Raw genomic sequence first — 16,118 nt, 5'->3', positions numbered from 1 at the left:
TTCAGTTATTTAAGATTAATTGAAACAACCCGGAAGTCTATCTGTTTTCGGCAAATGCAGACCGGAGACAGATCCATGACCGAGACCAGACTCTACATCGACGGCCAATGGCAGTCCGGCGCGACCACGGTGGAAAACCGCAATCCCTCTGACCTGGGCGATGTGATCGGCCAGTTCGCGCAGGCCAGCGCCGGGCAGCTGGACGAGGCGCTGGCGGCGGCGCGCCGCGCGCAGCCGGCATGGTGGGCGGCCGGCATCCAGAAGCGGCACGACGTTCTGATGGCCATCGGCACCGAGCTGATGGCACGGGCCGAAGAGATCGGCCGCATGATCGCGCGCGAAGAGGGCAAGCCGCTGGCCGAGGGCAAGGGCGAGGTCTATCGCGCCGGCCAGTTCTTCACCTATTCGGCGGCCGAGGCTGCGCAACCAGGGCGACCTGGCCGAAAGCGTCCGGCCGGGCATCGAGATCGACGTGCGGCGCGAGCCGGTGGGCGTGGTGGCGATCATCTCGCCCTGGAACTTCCCGGTCGCCACGCCGGCCTGGAAGATCGCCCCGGCGCCGGCCTATGGCAATGCCGTGGTCTGGAAACCGGCGAACCTGACCCCGGCCAGCGCCATCATGCTGGCCGAGATCATCGCCCGGCAGGACATTCCGAAAGGCGTCTTCAATCTTGTCGCCGGTCCGGGCCGCGAGGTCGGGCAGCGGCTGGTCGAAAGCGCGCTGGTCGATGCATCGGCTTCACCGGCTCGGTCCCGGTCGGGCGCGGCATCGCCGCCGCCGCCAACATGACCAAGCTGCAGATGGAGATGGGCTCGAAGAACCCGATGCTCATCATGGAGGATGCCGATCTGGACCTGGCCGTCGCCCATGCGGCCAACGCGGCCTTCGGCGGCACCGGGCAGAAATGCACCGCCGCCTCGCGGCTGATCGTGCATGAGGCGGTCCACGACGCCTTCGTCGAGCGGCTGGTGGCGGCGGCCAGGGCGCCGAAGGTCGGCCATGCGCTGGACCAGGGCAGGCAGATCGGCCCGGTGGTCAGCGAAGGACAGTTGCAACAGAACCTCGACTATATCCGCATCGGCCAGCAGGAAGGCGCCGAACTGCTTTGCGGGGGCGACCGGCTGGAGCGGGCCACGCCGGGCCATTACATGGCCCCCGCCGTCCTTGCCGGCACCCGAAACGACATGCGCATCAACCGCGAGGAGATGTTCGCGCCGATCATCTGCGTCATCCGCGCCGGCAGCTATGACGAGGCGCTCGCCATCGCCAATGACAGCGCCTTCGGGCTGACGGCGGGCATCATGACCCGCAGCCTCGCTCGCGCCAGCCATTTCCGCGCCAACATGCGGGCGGGCTGCGTGATGGTGAACCTGCCGACGGCAGGCACCGACTACCACGTCCCGTTCGGCGGTCGCGGCGCCTCCAGCTTCGGCCCGCGCGAACAGGGCCGCTATGCCGCCGAGTTCTATACCACGGTGAAGACCGCCTATGTCGCGGCGGGGGTGCCGGAATGAGTCGCGCGCCGCTGATCGACGGGCTGCAATATGCCAACTGGTCGGAAGGCATCTTCCGCCAGATGCGCCAGGGCGGGCTGGACGCCGCGCATGTCACCATCACCTATCACGAGACCTTCCGCGAGACGGTGCTGAACATCGAGCGCTGGAACCGCTGGTTCGAGCGTTTCCCCGAACTGATCCTGCACGGCCGCAGCGCCGCGGACATCTGGCTGGCGCAAGAAACCGGGCGCACGGCGATCTTTTTCGGCGCGCAAAACCCGTCCTGCATCGAGGACGATATCGGCCTGGTCGAGATCCTGCATACGCTGGGCCTGCGCTTCATGCAGCTGAGCTACAACAACCAGTCGCTGCTCGCCTCGGGCTGCTACGAGGCCGAGGATACCGGCCTGACCCGCATGGGCCGCGAGGTGGTGGCCGAGATGAACCGGGTCGGCCTGGTCGTGGACATGAGCCATTCCGGCGACCGCTCGACGCTGGAGGCCATCGAGCATTCCAGCCGCCCCATCGCCATCACCCATGCCAATGCGAAAAGCTGGCATCCGGCGCTGCGCAACAAGACCGACGAGGTGCTGCGGGCGCTTGGCCAATCAGGGGGCATGCTGGGGGTGTCGACCTATCCGCATCACCTGCGCAACGGCAGCGCCTGCACATTGCAGGATTTCTGCGACATGATCGCCCGCACCGCCGAGATCACCGGCCCGCAGAACATCGGCATCGGCACCGACCTGTGCCAGGACCAGCCGGATTCCATCGTCGAATGGATGCGGGTCGGGCGCTGGACCAAGGGCATGGATTACGGCGAAGGCGGCGCCGAGGCGCCGGGCTTTCCCGCGCCGGTGACCTGGCACAGCGACAATCGCGATCTGGCGGGCTTTGCCGAGGGGCTGCGCAAGGCCGGCCTGTCCCAGCCCGAGATCGACGGCGTGATGGGCGGCAACTGGCCGCGTTTCTATGCCGAAAGCTTCGGGCCGCTCGACGCCCGCACACCGATCCGGCGGGCGGCCGAATAGCGCCGCCGGCCCGGATTTCTTTGTCCGAGGGAGGAAGGACATGAGCAATCTCGACATTCCACGGGGGATCTCCGGTGCCTGGCGCCGGATCAACCTGCCGCTTCTGGGCATCACGGCAGGCTTCATCCTGCTGTTCTGCCTGCTGGCCGTCGCCGATCTGGCGCGGCTCAGCGCGATGATCGACTGGGGCTTCGCCGTCTCGGCCCGGCTGTTCGGCGTTTACTGGCAGGTCCTGCTGTTCGCGACGCTGGCGATCAGCATCGTGCTGCTGTTCATGCCGGGCAGCGGCGTCAAGCTGGGCGGGCTCGACAAGCCGGAACTCACCACCTTCCAATGGGCGGCCATGATCATGACCACGCTGCTTACCGGCGGCGGCGTGTTCTGGGCGGCAGGAGAGCCGATCGCGCATTTCATCTCGACCCCGCCCTATTTTGCCGGGCCAGACGCCGATCCGCAATCGCTCGCCACCATCGGCCTGGCGCAGGCCTATCTGCATTGGGGCTTCCTGGCCTGGGCGATCCTGGGGTCGCTGACCGCGGTGCTGCTGATGCATTACCGTTACGACAAGGGCCTGCCGTTGGCGCCGCGCACCCTGCTTTATCCGGTCTTTGGCCAGCGTGCGATCCACGGCTGGATCGGCATCGTGGCGGATACCTGCTGCGTGATCGCCGTGGTGGCCGGCACGGTCGGACCCATCGGCTTCCTGGGCCTGCAGCTGTCCTATGGCCTGAACGCGCTGTTCGGCCTGCCCGACAGCTTCGCCACGCAAAGCACGCTGATCCTGCTGCTGGTGACGCTCTACACCATCTCGGCCATCACCGGGCTCGAGCGCGGCATCCAGTTCATGTCGCGCTGGAACCTGATCCTCGCCTTCGGCCTTCTGGTCTTCATCCTGCTCTTCGGCCCGACCTGGGCGACGCTAGGCGTGCCGATGCCGATGGTGTCGCTCAGGGACAGCTCATAGCAGCCGAGATCATACAGGCGCCGGGACACGCCGAGAACGGCGGAAAGGGCTACCTTGCCCTCGTATGGGCAACCCAGCGCGCAGGAGACATAGCCGCGCACGCGCACCCCTGCCGCACGCGCCCCGTCCATCACCGGCGCAAACCGCTGGAAGCTTTCGTCGATGGAACAGTTGATGTTCCTTTGCGAAAAGCTCTCGGATGCCGAGGCGAAGATCGCGATTTCCTCGGCACCGGCAGCCAGCGCCGCTTCCCGGCCCTTGGGGTTCGGCACCAGCATCGGATATGTCAGGCCGGGGCGACGTGGCAGGCGCGCCAGCACCTCGGCCGAGCCGGCCATCTGCGGCACCCATTTCGGCGAAACGAAGCTGCCGGCTTCGATGGTGTTCAGACCCGCGGAAATCAGGCCCTCGATCATGGCCACGCGGTCATCAACGCCAAGGGGCCGCGCCTCGTTCTGCAAACCGTCGCGAGGACCGACCTCGACGATGCGGATAGTGTCATGAAATGCCTCTTTCAGTCAGATTTGAGTTCTCGGCGCAGGAAAGCGCAGAAACGTGGATCAGCCCCATAAGCCACGTTGACCCGCATGGCGGGCCTTCTGCAGGCATCCCGCTCGGTATGGAAGACGCTGGCCGGGGCGATGAAGATGTCTGCCGCGGCCGCACGGCGGCAAAAGGCGGCTTCGTCCAGCGTCTCAGGAAGGGGGACCCAAAGGTAGAAGCCTTGCACCCGCGGCAGGCTCACATCCAGCCCGACCTCGGACAACGCCTGGACCGTCGCCTTCGCCCCCTCCTGCATTCGGGTTCGCAGCCGGCGCAAATGCTTGATATACTGCCCGCTCTCGATCATGTCCGTCACCAGGCGCTCGACATGCGCCGAGGTGGCGACGGTCGTGATCATCTTCAGGTCGACGAGACCGCGGACCAGATCCGGCGAGCCCGCGATATAGCCGCAGCGCAGGCTGGCCGACAGCGTCTTGGAAAACGAGCCGACATAAAGCACGCGCTCTTGCCGACCGAAGGCGGCAAGCCTGGGCAGGGTCGGCGCAAGCAGGTCGGCGAAGATATCGTCCTCGACGATGCGGAAGTCGTGCAAGTCGGCCAGTTGCAGCAGGCCGAAGGCCGTGGCCGGCGACAATGTCCCGCCGGTCGGATTATGCGCCTGGCTTTGGGTGAAGAAAACCTTGGGACGATGGCCGGCAAGCTTGTCCCGAAGATCGTCCAGGTCGGGCCCGTCTTCGATCCGGCGCACGGGGACGACCGTGACCTTGGCCAGGCGCAGCTTGGCGAACAGGGGATAATAGCCGGGGCTGTCCACGAACACCGTGTCGCCAGGCTCAAGCAGCTGGCGGATGATCAGGTCCAGCCCGTGGTTCACGCCGCTGGTCAGCATGATGCCGTCCGGCTCGGTCAGGATCGAGCGTTCCGCAAGCGACATGCGCAGCCAATCCCTTAGCGCGCCAAGCCCCCAGGAACTGCCATAGCCGAAGTCGATCGCCCCGTCGCTGCGCCGTCCGGCACGCAGGATGCGACGCATCTCGGCGACTTCGGTCCATGTGGCGGGTGGACGCCCGTCGCCGGGGCGGGTCTCGTAATGCTGGTCGAGCTGTTCGCGCAAAAGCGAGACGATGCTGGTCGCCTCGGTCACATCCGGGCGAGGTCGAGGCGCGGGAGGGGGACGATTGCCGGTGATGAAATAGCCCGATCCCTGTCGGGCGACCGCCAGTCCCTGCGCCACCAGACGGTCGTAAGCCTCGGCCATGGTGTTCTTCGAGACGCCGAACTGCCCGGCGCCGCCACGCACCGATGGCAGCTTCTGCCCGGCACGATAGAAGCCCGAGGCGATCTGCCCGCTGATCTGCGCGACGATAGCGTCCACCCTGCTCATGGTCCCGTCCCGGAAGTTTTACTGGGACAGTCCCGGCCATAAAATCGGCAACTGTCCCTTGATGACATTATGAATTTTAAGACAGTTTATGGCCAGCGCAAGCCCAGCCTGCGCAATCTGCCGTGAATTTGGGAGGATCCCTTGACGACCGGAACGAAACAAACCGCAACGTCGCGGATTGAAAACATGCGCAATCTCTTGCCCGCCGAGCGGCTGGAGAAGGTGGCGGCCGCGAGTGGGCTGGACGAGCAGGCGCGCGCGGTCCTGGCCTCGGCCGACGCCCTGCCGGTCGAGCGTGCCAACGGCATGATCGAGAACGTGATCGGCACGTTCCAACTGCCCCTGGGCGTTGCCACGAACTTCCTGGTCAACGGCCGCGAATACCTGGTCCCGATGGCGGTCGAAGAGCCTTCGGTCGTCGCGGCCGCCTCCTACATGGCGCGGATCGTGCGCGATTGCGGCGGGTTCCAGACCTCGTCCACGGCCCCGGTGATGCGGGCGCAGGTGCAACTGGTCGGCACGACCGATCCCTTCGGCGCACGGCTGGCGATCCTTGCCGCGCGCGACGAGATCATCGCGGCCGCGAACGCGAAAGACCCCGTCCTGGTCAAGTTCGGCGGCGGTTGCCGCGACATCGAGGTGCATGTCTTCCCCAAGACCTCACGCGGGGCGATGGTGGTCCTGCACCTTCTGGTCGACGTGCGCGACGCCATGGGGGCCAACACCGTCAACACCATGGCCGAGGCCATCGCGCCGATCGTCGAGCGGGTCGCCGGCAGCGAGGTGCGGCTGCGCATCCTGTCGAACCTCGCCGACCTGCGCATCGCCCGCGCCCGGCTTGAAGTGACCGAAGAGGCGCTTGCCACCAAGGATTTCTCGGGACACCGCATGATGGAAGGCATCGTCGATGCCTATGAATTCGCCGCCGTCGATCCCTATCGCGCCGCCACCCACAACAAGGGCATCATGAACGGCATCGACCCCGTGGTCGTGGCCACCGGGAACGACTGGCGCGCCATCGAGGCCGGGGCACATGCCTATGCCGCGCGCGGGGGGCGTTATACCTCGCTGACGACCTGGGAAATCAGCACCAGGGGAACCCTGGTCGGGACCATCGAGATGCCGATGGCGCTTGGCCTGGTCGGGGGGGCGACCAAGACCCATCCCTCTGCGCAGGCGGCGCTGAAGATCCTGAACGTCGGCTCGGCCGTCGAACTGGCCGAGGTGACGGTCGCCGTGGGGCTGGCACAGAACATGGCGGCTTTGCGGGCGCTGGCGACCGAGGGCATCCAGCGCGGCCACATGGCGCTGCATGCGCGCAATATCGCCATCGGCGCCGGCGCGACCGGCGAGGAGATCGACATCGTCGCCCGTCGCCTGGCGGCCGACCACGATGTGCGCGCGGCGCGCGCCGAGGAAATCCTGGCGGAGATCCGCAAGGGCTGAACATCCAACACCGGCGGGGATGACACCTCGCCGGGGGTTCGTATCTGGGAGGACATCATGAACAATCCAACCCCGGCGCCCGCTTCGGGGCCGGACGGGCAGCTTGCCGAGATCTGGGGCGATGTCGTTTCGCGGCCCCAGCTTGGCAATGCCATTCTGATCGGCGCGGTCGTCAGCCTGGCCGTCTATGCCGTAGCCCTGGCCACCATCACGCCCCTGGCCAGCACGCCGGCCATCGGCAAGGCGCTTGCCATGCTGGCAGGGATCATCGGCTGCATCCTGGGCGGGGCGATCTGCGCCCGCCTTTTCCAGCCCAAGCGCCGGGTGGTCGAACAGATCGCGCCGGGCGCCATCTGGCAGACCGAAGTCCTCGACCAGATCGCGATCGAGGGCGGTGCCATCGGCAGCGTCGAGGATCTGCCGCCCGCCGTCGCGCAGGAAATGCGGGAGGTCGGGCTTTATTCCGTCTTCCAGGACTATGAGCAAGACCGCGCGCGCAACCGGGAGGCCGGCTGAGATGGACCCCTTGCTTTACGATATCCTGGTCGCCCTGGGACTGGGGCTGCTTGGCGCGGTGCTGTTCTCGGCCATCGGCCTGATCTCGGGGACGGACGAGACCACCACCATCGCGCCCGTGACCTTGCTGGTCGTTCTGCTGGGCGCGCCGCCGGCGGGGGTGTTCACCTTCTGGATGTGCGCCGCCATCTCGAAGCACATGACCCATGCGGTCCCGACCGCGCTGCTTGGTATTCCCGGCGACACGATGGCGCTGCCCCTGTTGCAGCAGGCCTCGGCCCTGCGCAACCTGGGCGCCCCGCATATCGCCTTGCGCAAGATGCTGGCCGGCTCGGTCATCTCGGCCTTCATCGCCGTGCCGCTTGCCGTGCTCTTCGCGGTCATCCTGGCCCCCTTCGGCACCTATATCACCGCCTCGGCCCCGTGGCTCTTCATCGCGGCCTCGGTGCTGATCGCCTATTTCTCGGCCGGCCGCTGGGCTTCGGTCATCGCGCTTGTCCCGTTCACCCTGCTCATCGTCGCGCTGCAAAGCTTCACCGGCGCGCACGAGGTCAAGCTGGGTGTCAGCTATTTCCTGGGCATCGCGATCGGCCCGCTTGTCGCGGAACTCATCTCCGCGGCCTCGCCGCTGGAGCGCAAGCGCATGAACCGCAGCGAGCCGCGCGAAACGACGCTGGCCCCCGACGTGAAGGGCTGGGGCGGATACTTCCCGAACCCGTTCCGCGTCCTGGATCGCAGCCAGGTGCGGGCGACGGCGACCGCCGCCGCGATCACCAGCGGAACCTTCGTCTTCAGCCCGGTGGCGATGACCGTCATCGCCGGAGAAATCGTCGGCGCGCGCATCAAGCACGCCTATCACCGGCTGACCTCGGTTCTGGCGGTGCGCAACGGCGTGACGGAATCGACCTATATCGCCGAGGCGCTCATCCCGCTGATCGCATTCGGCCTGCCGCTCAGCCCGGTGGCTGCCGGCCCTGCCGCGCCGCTGTTCAACGCGCCGCCGCGCTTCACCGTCAATTCCGAGACGGGCGCGGTCAACAACCTGCATACGCTGATGTCGGTGTCGGAGTTCCTGATCTGGGGCCTGGTCTCGGTGGTGATCGCGACCCTGATCGCCTATCCCTTCGCCATGAACCATGCCCGCAGCGCCGCCGCCTTCGTCGCCAAGCGCATCAGCCACGAAGCCATCATCGCCACCTTCGTCGGGCTTATCCTGGTGATCGGCCTATGGGAGGGCGGCGTGATCGCGCTGCTGGTCATCCTGACGGTGGGCCTGGTCGGCGGGCTGCTCTATCGCGTGCTGGGGATGAATACCGGGGTGCAGTTCATGGGCTACTACGCCGCCGTTCTCAGCGTGCCGGCGATCCTCAAGCTGCTTGGATAAGCACCGCGCCGCCCCGCCATCACGGGGCGGCATCACCACGTCGCGGCAAGCAAATGCTCGGGCATGCCTTCGATGCGCCGGGCCTTCGGCACCACCGGGCGATCATCACCGCCTGATGGCTATCAAACCGAAAGCCGGGCCTCAGGCGACCAGCTTTTCGGTCTCGCGGTCGAAATAGCGGATACTGTCCCGATCCGCCTTGAAGCTGGCCGCGTCGCCCGGCCGATAGCTCGCCGCCGCCGGGGCCCGCGCGATCACGCTGCCCGAGGGCAGGTCGAGATGCACGAAGGTCTCGGACCCATGCGGCTCGGCCACGCGGACCGTGCCGTGCAGCACCAGCGCCGCGCCGGTCGTCCCCGCATCGAGCGGCGCCAGATCCTGCGGGCGGATACCGACGGCAACGCGCGGCGAGGACGCCTGGCGCAGCCCCGGCGGCAGCGCATCCGGGACCAGCGTCACCCGGCCCGCATTGGCGCCGAAGCCAAGGCCGTCGCCGGACAGCTCTGCATCCAGCATGTTCATCTCGGGGCGACGACAGCAGCTGGTATGTCATGGTCGAAGCGAATTGCGCCTGGGAAGAAGAGCATGGCCTGTTGCTGGTCTGGCGCGACGGCCGGACGCTGACCAAGGTCGGTGGCTATGACGGCCATGTCACCAATGCGAACGCCTATGCGGACGATGGCCTTCGCGACGTCGTTTACGTGGCAACGAATCCGAACCACACCACGAGGACCACCAACGCAGGGTGAATTGGCTAAGGTATCTCCCTAGACCTTGGGGAAATCGCGTGCCGTCTGCTGCCATTCTCGATCATCCGCAGCAGGTCTGCCTATATGTTTGACCCTATCCTGCTATACCAGTCCGCCGGCATTGCATGGCAGGACGTCGCCTAGTGGAGGTCTCAGCTTTGCACAACCATCCGACATGCCGTCGGTGACAGGTTATCCCGCATCTTTACCCTAATGTGCGGACAACGCCGTACTCTCGTCTGGGTGGCGGTTTCGGGAACCTTGCGTGCAGCATTCATCGAGGCCGACCGGCAGCGTCGGGGCGAAATATTGCTGTCAGCGATGCGCCAGATAATCCGCTGAAACGTAACCCGAGATACCGGGCCTGTCGGTGAGCGAGACTCTGCACCAGACCTTGCCGTTATTCGTGACGCAGTTCTGGCGGGTAAGGCGCGTTCCGTCGGGCAGGCCGATGATGATGTTGTGGTTGAGGCCAGGGCCTTCGCGCAGCTTCAGGAGATCGTCCGGCCCGACGCCCTTGACCACTGCACCAGAACCGACCGCGCAGCCGGTAGCGATAGCGAGAGCGAGAAGAGCGGCAAAATGAGTGCGCATGATCTGACCTGAATCGTTTTGCCATCACTACGACACCATCGCGCGAAATGACAGCAGGCAGGTGCCGGACGCGGATAAGGGGTTGCACAAGACCTGCCATCGAAGGCCCGTTCCGTCCCATAGAGCGGTGATTTTGGCCAGGATTTCGCCGCGGCGCCAGTCAGCGGCAGCTTCGGAGAATGCAGCCACGCAGCATGGGATGAGCCAGACCGGCCGCTATGGGCCGCGTGCGATGACTGCGCATGGAAGTCCTGCGCGGAGCATCGGACCCGACCTCGATCCTCGTCACCCCTGCTCCCGGCGGCACGGCCTTCCCCCCCCGCCCCGCCAGAAAGCAGCCGATCGCGGCCAGTTGTATCGCCGCAGCGCAGGCGAACAGCAGCGCGGAACCGGATCCGCCGATCATGCCACCCCCGCGCAGCAGGCCGAACGCCGCCGGCGCAAAGGCATAGCCGGCCTGGCCCATGGCGACGATCAGCGGCACGACGCGGGCCGCCTCGACCGGGGTGAACCCCTGCTGCCTTGCGGCGCTCGTGGCCGGGGATCGCCCCCCTCCACGCCGTCCGGGCTTTGCCCCATGCTTTCGGGCGTGTGCCGGAACACCAGCACCGGCAGGGTCGCGACCACGGCCACCATGACGCCACCGACGGCCAGGGCCGCCGGCAGAAAGCCGATGCCCGCGATCAGCGCGATCCACGGCGGCGAGAAGATCACCCCGCCCAGGCTGGCGCCGTTATGGGCCATGCCGAGCGCGGCGGGTCGGTGCAGGATGAACCAGGGCGCGATTAGCGCATTCACGGCGGCGGCCCCCATCGCGACCCAGCCGGCGCCGCTGGCCAGCGCCGCCGCGAACAGCTGCCAGAATTCGGCCGCCAGCGCCCAGCCTGCGATGCCAAGCGCCAGCAGCACGGCGCCCAGCACTGTCACCACCGGCACACCGAAGCGCCGATACAGCTGCGGCAGATTGGCGACGACGACCGCCCCCGTCAGGAAATGCACCGTCACCGCCGCCGAGACCATCGGCACCGGCCAGCCGGTCCGCGCCACGACGGCATAGAGGAACACAGGCGGGCCGTAGAAGCCGGTGCCCCAGCCGAAAGCGGCCAGCAGGAAGGTTGCGGCGACGACATGCCAGCCGAAGAAAGGTGGGGCGGGGGATGCAGGCAGGCTCATGGGACGCTCTCGATGATGTCCTGCCGCTTATGGCCGCGAACCCGCCGGCGATGCTTCGGTAAAGGCCGAAGCATTCGCCGCATCCCTGCGCTAGGATGCAGGCCAGCCGGAGGGATCGCCATGGCCACATCGAACCGCATCGCCGAGGTCGCCGCCGCCGTGGGCGAGCCCGCCCGCGCCGCCATGCTGGGGGCGCTGATGGATGGCCGGGCGCTGACCGCGACCGAATTGGCCGAGGTCGCCGCGATCACGTCGCAGACCGCCAGCGGCCATCTCGCGCGACTGGCGGCCGTGGGGCTGGTCGCCGCCGAAAAGCAGGGCCGCCACCGCTATCACCGCCTCGCCAGCCCCAAGGTCGCGCGGATGATCGAAAGCGTGATGCAGATCGCCGGCGGTCTCGCGCTGTCCGCGCCCCGCACCGGCCCGAAGGACGCGGCGCTGCGCCATGCCCGCGCCTGCTACGACCACCTGGCCGGTCGATTGGGCGTCGGCATCGCCGATGCGCTGCAGGCCAGCGGCGCGGTCGAGATCGCCGGCGATGCTGCAGCCCTCACCGAGGCCGGCCGGGCCAGGATGCAGGCCCTCGGCATTCTGGCGGCGGATCGCGACATGCACGGCCGCCGCCCGCTCTGCCGTCCCTGCCTGGACTGGAGCGAGCGCCGCCCGCATCTGGCCGGGGCTCTGGGCGCCGCCATCTGCACCCATGCCCTGGATCGGGGCTGGGTGCGGCGCCGCATCGGAACGCGGGCGCTGGAGATCACCCCGGCGGGCAGGATCGGCTTTCGGCAGGCGTTCGGGGTCACGGACGCTGCCGGCTGATCAGGGCTGGCCGCTCGCCTCCGGCATATCCGCATGGCCGCGGCGGGGGGCCGCACCGCGGCAAGGGGCTGCTCGCGAGTGGGCGGAATGGGTCGGGATGCGCTCCTATCCGTCCGACTGGCCGCCCATGCTGCAGCGCGGAATGCATGGCCGGTTTGCCGGGATCACGGCTACTTCCCATCCGGTGCCCGGCCTATATCCGCCTTGTCCGAAACATGCCCGCCAAATGGGCAAGATGAAAAAGGTGCCGAGATGTCCGCTGTCGAAATGAGCCATAGCCATGCTGCCCGTGGCCTGGGCCAGGTCTTTGCCCGCGTGACCGCGATGGTCGCCGCATGGAACGACGCCCGCATCACCCGCAGCGAACTGAACCGGCTGACGGATCGCGAATTGACCGACATCGGCCTGACCCGCGGCGATATCGAGCGCGTCGCCCGCGGCCTCTGAAGCCATCCCCATCGATGAACCGACCCCGCGGCGGTGGCTGCGGGGTTTTTTCATGCGCGGGTGATGGAAATCCGAAGCTGGGCCCGCTCATTGTCATCGCCATCGCCGCATCAGCGATGATCGGAGCCTTCGACTTCGCCTATGCAGGGTTCACCGCTCTTTTCGGAGGTGCGGATGCGATTTCGATCCTCGGGATGTTGCTGATTGTGGGCGGCGGCACCCTGTCCTTGCGGCGATAACCCCAGTCCGCATTGCCACTGTTTCGGCAAGGATCTCGCTGCAGCGAGTCCAAGCAACCCCTTTCTGGAATGCTGGCCGAGAGAAGGTGATGCGCCTGATCAGTCGGCTCGTGAACGCATCATGGTGTCTCTCCATCATCACGTCGTCACTTCACCCTTGATTACATACCAACCAGTCGGTATCTTTAATCCTCAAGGAGAGTGACATGCCCGCCCCGACCGCGAAACCCAATGCCCGTTCCAAGCTGCTCGATGCCGCCCTGTCGATGATCCGCGCCAAGGGCTATTCCGCCACGACGGTCGACGAGCTCTGCGCCGCCGCCGGTGTGACCAAGGGCGCCTTCTTCCATCATTTCAGGAACAAGGACGAATTGGGCGTCGCAGCTGCCGGGCATTGGTCCGAGGTGACAGGCGCCCTGTTCGCCGCTGCGCCCTATCACGACCATGCCGATCCGCTCGACCGCGTGCTCGGCTATCTCGCCTTCCGCAAGGCCTTGCTGCAAGGCGGCGTGCCCGATTTCACCTGCCTCGTCGGCACCATGGTGCAGGAAACCTATGAGACGGCTCCAGCCATTCGCGACGCCTGCGACCGCAGCATCAGCACCCATGCCAGGACACTCGAGGCCGATATCGAGGCGGCGATGCGTGACCGGGCCATGTCGCCCGATTGGACGCCCGAATCGCTCGCCCTCCACATCCAGGCGGTCCTGCAAGGCGCCTTCATCCTCGCCAAGGCGAAGGGCGGGCCACAGGTCGCCGCCGACAGCATGGACCATCTGACCCGCTACCTGACGCTGCTGTTCTGCGCAGGCGGCGACACCCCGAACCCGAAAGGAGACTGACATGCCCAGCACCATCAACCTGCACCGCGTCATCGCGGCGAAGCCCGAAAAGGTTTATCGGGCCTTCATCGAACCGGATGCCATTGCCAGCTGGCTTCCGCCCTTCGGCTTCCTCTGCACCGTGCATGAGCTGGATGCCAGGGTCGGCGGCAAGCACAGGATGTCCTTTCGGAACTTCACCACCGGGGACAGCCATTCCTTCGGCGGCGAATATGTCGAGCTCGTTCCCGGCGAGCGGCTGGTCTACACGGACAGGTTCGACGATGCGAACCTGCCGGGCGAGATGCGGGTCACCGTCACGCTGAAGCCCGTGTCGGTGGGCACCAAGATGATCGTCGAGCAGGCCGGGGTGCCGGACCTGATCCCGGCCGAGGCCTGTTACCTTGGCTGGCAGCAGAGCCTGCGCAAGCTTGCGAGCCTGGTTCAGCCCGAAATCGACCAATAGCGACGACGGATCGCCGTCGGCAAAGCGTCATGCGCAAACCGTGCGGCGCCGGAAACGAAAACCCCGTTCGATCCTGCGCGACACCCCTAGACCAAAGGAGACCAGAGATGACCGATCTCGTGACATGCCTGTGGTTCGACCATGGCGAAGCCGGAAAGGCGGCCGCATTCTATGCCGCCACCTTTCCCGAGAGCCATGTCGACCGGGTGAACGCCTCTCCCTCCGACTATCCCGGCGGCCAGGCGGGCAACGAGCTGACCGTCGAGTTCACCGTCCTCAACCGAAGGTTCATCGGCCTCAACGGCGGTCCTGCCTTCACGCCGAACGAGGCGGTCAGCTTCATGGTTCTGACCGAAGACCAGGAAGAGACCGATCGCTACTGGAACGCGATCGTCGGAAACGGCGGCCAGGAGAGCGATTGCGGCTGGTGCAAGGACCGCTGGGGTCACTCCTGGCAGATCACCCCGAAGCGGCTGATGGAGCTGACGACCGATCCCGACCGCGCCAAGGCCAAGCGCGCGATGGAGGCGATGATGACGATGCGGAGAATCGACATCGCCCGGATCGAGGCGGCCGCGTCTGCCGGGACGGAATAGCAGGGCAAGGGACGGCGACGAACGACCGTGCATCGCTGTCCTGCCGCGGCACGAAACCGAACCCTGCCGGCTTCGGCACGCCAGCCCGCAGGCCCTGAGGATGGCGATCTGGACCGGCGAGGACGGCAAGGCCGGGTCGAGTTCGGCCCTGGGCATGGACATGGGCGGTCGGGTTCTGGGCTGTCCCGATGCGCAAGGGCGGGACGGTTTGCGGCGCGGGTGAACATCCCACCCTGCTCATGCTCGTGATCATCAAGCGCTTTCGACGGGCAAGGCCGGATGAACCGGGACGCTGTCGATAGGACAGGATCACCGGCATCACGACCAGCGCCAGGGTGGTGGAACTGATGAGCCCGCCGATCACTACATGGGCCCATCGGTGCACACTGTGCGCCGCCGCCCGTAATGGCGATGCCCAGGGGGAATCATCCCGAAGATCATTGCGAGCGCCGTCATGATGATCGGCCGGAACCGCGCCACGCCGGCGCTGACCAGCGCAGCGATCCGTTCCAGCCCGTGCTAGCTCCTGATTGGCGAAATGGCCCAGCAGGATGCCTTTCTTGGTCACCAGCCCCATCAGCATGATGCATCCGATCATCAGTCCCAGGATGACGCCGATCAGCAACAATGGCATCGCCACCACGATGGCGATCGGCTGCAGGCCGCTCGCGAATTGCGGGCCTAGGGCCAGATAGGACCATCGCCCGCTCATAGGGTCAGGCCCCATTGATCTTCTTGATGCCGCCGGGCCTGGATGATTCAAGCACCCGAGCTGACGGGGTGCTGATGAGCAACCTTTTCCGGCTGACCGACGAGCAGATGAAGCGGCCCCGGCCGTTTTTTCCGAAGAGCCATGGCAAGCCGCGGGTTGATGATCGGCGGGTGCTGAGCGGGATAATCTTCATCAATCGCAATGGGTTGCGGCGGCGTGATGCTCCACGGGAGCATGGCCCGCCCAAGACGCTCTACAACCGCTGGAAACGGTGGGGCGACAGGGGGGTGTTCGGCCGGATGACGGAGGGATCAGCCTCCGAGGGGGCGAGGAGAAGGTCGTGATGATGGACGCGACCTGCCTGAAGGCGCATCGCACGGCTTCGAGCCTGCGGTCGGAAAAAGGGGGCTCGACGATCAACGCGGGCGTCTGGTCGGGCGGACTAAAGGCGGGCTGAACACGACGCTGCACGCCGTCGCGGACGCAAAAGATCGCCCCCCCGGCTTCTTCATGACTGCTGGCCAAGTCGGCAACTACACCGGTGCAGCGGCGCTCCTGGACCGCTTGCCCGCCGCCAAATGGCTGATCGCCGACCGCGGCCATGACGCCGGCCGGTTCAGGGATGCATTGCAAGACAAAGGGATAAAGCCCTGCATTCCCGGCCGGAAGTCGCGCGGCAAGACGATCCGCTACGACAGGCGTCGCTATCGGCGGCGCAACCGGATAACGATCACCTGAATACGCCCACCGTGCCGATCATGCATCATCGCTCGCAA

General features: G+C 66.4%; 19 protein-coding genes and 3 pseudogenes. 16 read left to right on the top strand and 6 right to left on the bottom strand.

The features are described from left to right. The first annotated feature begins 75 nt into the window (after positions 1–75). The 3 genes and pseudogenes from E3U25_RS11700 (at position 76) to E3U25_RS11690 (ending at position 3,492) form a co-directional block, all read left to right on the top strand. Positions 76–1,515, top strand: a pseudogene (locus E3U25_RS11700) (aldehyde dehydrogenase family protein). Beyond that, positions 1,512–2,528 (top strand): membrane dipeptidase, encoded by a 1,017-nt coding sequence (locus E3U25_RS11695; protein ID WP_116222558.1) that lies wholly within the window; start codon positions 1,512–1,514, stop codon positions 2,526–2,528. The pseudogene E3U25_RS11700 and the gene E3U25_RS11695 overlap by 4 nt, the downstream one beginning before the upstream one ends. Positions 2,529–2,568: 40 nt before the next feature. Continuing rightward, positions 2,569–3,492: a BCCT family transporter gene (locus E3U25_RS11690; protein ID WP_338117760.1), complete on the top strand. Its 924-nt coding sequence runs from the start codon at positions 2,569–2,571 to the stop codon at positions 3,490–3,492. Between the two features lie 8 nt (positions 3,493–3,500). Here the strand turns inward: E3U25_RS11690 and E3U25_RS11685 are convergent. Both E3U25_RS11685 and E3U25_RS11680 read right to left on the bottom strand, forming a co-directional pair. After that, a pseudogene (locus E3U25_RS11685) lies at positions 3,501–3,953 on the bottom strand (beta/alpha barrel domain-containing protein); the annotation flags it as partial. Positions 3,954–4,006: 53 nt separating this feature from the next. After that, positions 4,007–5,380 carry an aminotransferase-like domain-containing protein gene (locus E3U25_RS11680; protein WP_114536312.1) on the bottom strand — a complete coding sequence of 458 codons (1,374 nt, stop codon included), beginning with the start codon at positions 5,378–5,380 and terminating at the stop codon, positions 4,007–4,009. A 141-nt stretch (positions 5,381–5,521) separates the two neighbouring features. Between E3U25_RS11680 and E3U25_RS11675 the strand changes: the two genes are divergently transcribed. The 3 genes from E3U25_RS11675 to E3U25_RS11665 are packed head-to-tail and all read left to right on the top strand — an operon-like array spanning position 5,522 to position 8,726. Then, positions 5,522–6,826: a hydroxymethylglutaryl-CoA reductase, degradative gene (locus E3U25_RS11675; protein ID WP_276330426.1), complete on the top strand. Its 1,305-nt coding sequence runs from the start codon at positions 5,522–5,524 to the stop codon at positions 6,824–6,826. A 57-nt stretch (positions 6,827–6,883) separates the two neighbouring features. Next, positions 6,884–7,342, top strand: a complete 459-nt coding sequence (locus E3U25_RS11670) for a hypothetical protein (RefSeq protein ID WP_116222555.1) — start codon at positions 6,884–6,886, stop codon at positions 7,340–7,342. Between the two features lies 1 nt (position 7,343). Then, positions 7,344–8,726: a tripartite tricarboxylate transporter permease gene (locus E3U25_RS11665; RefSeq protein WP_116222554.1), complete on the top strand. Its 1,383-nt coding sequence runs from the start codon at positions 7,344–7,346 to the stop codon at positions 8,724–8,726. Positions 8,727–8,867: 141 nt separating this feature from the next. On the opposite strand, the gene E3U25_RS11660 is transcribed toward E3U25_RS11665, so the two are convergent. After that, positions 8,868–9,242: a TOBE domain-containing protein gene (locus E3U25_RS11660; RefSeq protein WP_166435576.1), complete on the bottom strand. Its 375-nt coding sequence runs from the start codon at positions 9,240–9,242 to the stop codon at positions 8,868–8,870. Between E3U25_RS11660 and E3U25_RS11655 the strand changes: the two genes are divergently transcribed. Then, positions 9,230–9,475 carry a DUF6985 domain-containing protein gene (locus E3U25_RS11655; protein ID WP_420872916.1) on the top strand — a complete coding sequence of 82 codons (246 nt, stop codon included), beginning with the start codon at positions 9,230–9,232 and terminating at the stop codon, positions 9,473–9,475. The genes E3U25_RS11660 and E3U25_RS11655 overlap by 13 nt on opposite strands. A 315-nt stretch (positions 9,476–9,790) precedes the next feature. On the opposite strand, the gene E3U25_RS11650 is transcribed toward E3U25_RS11655, so the two are convergent. The 3 genes from E3U25_RS11650 to E3U25_RS11640 form a co-directional block, all read right to left on the bottom strand. Then, positions 9,791–10,069: an SH3 domain-containing protein gene (locus tag E3U25_RS11650; protein ID WP_116222551.1), complete on the bottom strand. Its 279-nt coding sequence runs from the start codon at positions 10,067–10,069 to the stop codon at positions 9,791–9,793. Between the two features lie 160 nt (positions 10,070–10,229). Continuing rightward, entirely contained in the window at positions 10,230–10,553 is a 324-nt protein-coding gene (locus E3U25_RS11645; RefSeq protein WP_208861637.1) for a hypothetical protein, read from the bottom strand. Continuing rightward, positions 10,544–11,242 carry an MFS transporter gene (locus E3U25_RS11640; protein WP_208861636.1) on the bottom strand — a complete coding sequence of 233 codons (699 nt, stop codon included), beginning with the start codon at positions 11,240–11,242 and terminating at the stop codon, positions 10,544–10,546. The genes E3U25_RS11645 and E3U25_RS11640 overlap by 10 nt, the downstream gene beginning before the upstream one ends. 120 nt (positions 11,243–11,362) lie before the next feature. Here E3U25_RS11640 and E3U25_RS11635 point away from each other — a divergent pair, with 120 nt between their 5' ends. The 9 genes and pseudogenes from E3U25_RS11635 to E3U25_RS11595 all read left to right on the top strand — a co-directional run. Then, positions 11,363–12,061, top strand: coding sequence for an ArsR/SmtB family transcription factor (locus tag E3U25_RS11635; protein WP_116222550.1), 699 nt, complete (start codon positions 11,363–11,365; stop codon positions 12,059–12,061). Positions 12,062–12,313: 252 nt separating this feature from the next. Further along, entirely contained in the window at positions 12,314–12,508 is a 195-nt protein-coding gene (locus E3U25_RS11630; protein WP_036757600.1) for a DUF1127 domain-containing protein, read from the top strand. Between the two features lie 14 nt (positions 12,509–12,522). Then, positions 12,523–12,747 (top strand): hypothetical protein, encoded by a 225-nt coding sequence (locus E3U25_RS11625; RefSeq protein WP_147304539.1) that lies wholly within the window; start codon positions 12,523–12,525, stop codon positions 12,745–12,747. A 206-nt stretch (positions 12,748–12,953) separates the two neighbouring features. Next, complete coding sequence (locus tag E3U25_RS11620) at positions 12,954–13,589, top strand: TetR/AcrR family transcriptional regulator (protein WP_116222549.1); 636 nt, start codon at positions 12,954–12,956, stop codon at positions 13,587–13,589. A 1-nt stretch (position 13,590) separates the two neighbouring features. Next, positions 13,591–14,034 (top strand): SRPBCC family protein, encoded by a 444-nt coding sequence (locus E3U25_RS11615; protein WP_116222548.1) that lies wholly within the window; start codon positions 13,591–13,593, stop codon positions 14,032–14,034. Positions 14,035–14,141: 107 nt separating this feature from the next. Beyond that, positions 14,142–14,630 (top strand): VOC family protein, encoded by a 489-nt coding sequence (locus E3U25_RS11610; protein WP_116222547.1) that lies wholly within the window; start codon positions 14,142–14,144, stop codon positions 14,628–14,630. Positions 14,631–14,730: 100 nt separating this feature from the next. After that, positions 14,731–14,853 carry a hypothetical protein gene (locus tag E3U25_RS11605; RefSeq protein WP_276315846.1) on the top strand — a complete coding sequence of 41 codons (123 nt, stop codon included), beginning with the start codon at positions 14,731–14,733 and terminating at the stop codon, positions 14,851–14,853. Positions 14,854–15,168: 315 nt separating this feature from the next. Next, positions 15,169–15,315: a hypothetical protein gene (locus E3U25_RS11600; protein ID WP_281029307.1), complete on the top strand. Its 147-nt coding sequence runs from the start codon at positions 15,169–15,171 to the stop codon at positions 15,313–15,315. A gap of 101 nt (positions 15,316–15,416) precedes the next feature. After that, positions 15,417–16,074 (top strand): annotated as a pseudogene (locus E3U25_RS11595) (IS5 family transposase); the annotation flags it as partial. Between the last annotated feature and the right edge of the window lie 44 nt (positions 16,075–16,118).

The sequence above is a fragment of the Paracoccus versutus genome (assembly GCF_029909795.1).
Classification (GTDB): Bacteria; Pseudomonadota; Alphaproteobacteria; order Rhodobacterales; family Rhodobacteraceae; genus Paracoccus; species Paracoccus versutus.
The sequence above is the reverse complement of the archived record's forward strand: the minus strand, read 5'-3'. Positions and strand labels throughout refer to the sequence as shown.

Bases quoted from the DNA above. Each gene is read 5' to 3' on its own strand.
- E3U25_RS11695 (WP_116222558.1), top strand. From the start codon at position 1,512: ATGAGTCGCGCGCCGCTGATCGACGGGCTGCAATATGCCAACTGGTCG.
- E3U25_RS11690 (WP_338117760.1), top strand. From the start codon at position 2,569: ATGAGCAATCTCGACATTCCACGGGGGATCTCCGGTGCCTGGCGCCGG.
- E3U25_RS11680 (WP_114536312.1), bottom strand. From the start codon at position 5,380: ATGAGCAGGGTGGACGCTATCGTCGCGCAGATCAGCGGGCAGATCGCC.
- E3U25_RS11670 (WP_116222555.1), top strand. From the start codon at position 6,884: ATGAACAATCCAACCCCGGCGCCCGCTTCGGGGCCGGACGGGCAGCTT.
- E3U25_RS11665 (WP_116222554.1), top strand. From the start codon at position 7,344: ATGGACCCCTTGCTTTACGATATCCTGGTCGCCCTGGGACTGGGGCTG.
- E3U25_RS11660 (WP_166435576.1), bottom strand. From the start codon at position 9,242: ATGCTGGATGCAGAGCTGTCCGGCGACGGCCTTGGCTTCGGCGCCAAT.
- E3U25_RS11650 (WP_116222551.1), bottom strand. From the start codon at position 10,069: ATGCGCACTCATTTTGCCGCTCTTCTCGCTCTCGCTATCGCTACCGGC.
- E3U25_RS11640 (WP_208861636.1), bottom strand. From the start codon at position 11,242: ATGAGCCTGCCTGCATCCCCCGCCCCACCTTTCTTCGGCTGGCATGTC.
- E3U25_RS11635 (WP_116222550.1), top strand. From the start codon at position 11,363: ATGGCCACATCGAACCGCATCGCCGAGGTCGCCGCCGCCGTGGGCGAG.
- E3U25_RS11630 (WP_036757600.1), top strand. From the start codon at position 12,314: ATGTCCGCTGTCGAAATGAGCCATAGCCATGCTGCCCGTGGCCTGGGC.
- E3U25_RS11625 (WP_147304539.1), top strand. From the start codon at position 12,523: ATGAACCGACCCCGCGGCGGTGGCTGCGGGGTTTTTTCATGCGCGGGT.
- E3U25_RS11620 (WP_116222549.1), top strand. From the start codon at position 12,954: ATGCCCGCCCCGACCGCGAAACCCAATGCCCGTTCCAAGCTGCTCGAT.
- E3U25_RS11615 (WP_116222548.1), top strand. From the start codon at position 13,591: ATGCCCAGCACCATCAACCTGCACCGCGTCATCGCGGCGAAGCCCGAA.
- E3U25_RS11610 (WP_116222547.1), top strand. From the start codon at position 14,142: ATGACCGATCTCGTGACATGCCTGTGGTTCGACCATGGCGAAGCCGGA.
- E3U25_RS11605 (WP_276315846.1), top strand. From the start codon at position 14,731: ATGGCGATCTGGACCGGCGAGGACGGCAAGGCCGGGTCGAGTTCGGCC.
- E3U25_RS11600 (WP_281029307.1), top strand. From the start codon at position 15,169: ATGGCCCAGCAGGATGCCTTTCTTGGTCACCAGCCCCATCAGCATGAT.